This window comes from Streptomyces sp. PKU-EA00015 (assembly GCF_013387495.1).
GTDB lineage: Bacteria > Actinomycetota > Actinomycetes > Streptomycetales > Streptomycetaceae > Streptomyces.
The window spans coordinates 1-404 of record NZ_JABZEE010000149.1; the positions used below are offsets into that span (position 1 = coordinate 1).

Below are 404 nucleotides of genomic sequence, written 5' to 3' on the forward strand. Positions count from 1 at the left end.
ATCTGCAACGGGTTCCAGATCCTCACGGAGTCGCATCTGCTGCCGGGCGCGATGCTGCGCAACAACCATCTGCACTTCATCTGCCGCGATCAGAAGCTGCGGGTGGAGAACGCGGACAGCGCGTGGACGGCCGACTACGAGGCGGGACAGGAGATCTCCGTACCGCTGAAGAACATCGACGGCCGTTACGTCGCCGACGAGCGCACGCTCGACGAGCTGGAGGCGGAGGGCCGTGTCGCCTTCCGCTACCTCGACGGCAACCCGAACGGTTCGCTGCGCGACATCGCCGGTATCACGAACGCCGCGGGCAACGTGGTCGGCCTGATGCCGCACCCCGAGCACGCAGTGGAGCCGCTGGTCGGTACGGGCCGTACCGACGGGCTCGGATTCTTCACCTCGATCCT

At 66.3% G+C, this 404-nt stretch carries 1 protein-coding gene; it reads left to right on the forward strand.

Annotated features, from left to right (window positions below):
• A partial coding sequence (locus HW130_RS35295) for a phosphoribosylformylglycinamidine synthase subunit PurQ (RefSeq protein WP_177153837.1) occupies window positions 1-404 on the forward strand: 404 nt, incomplete at both ends.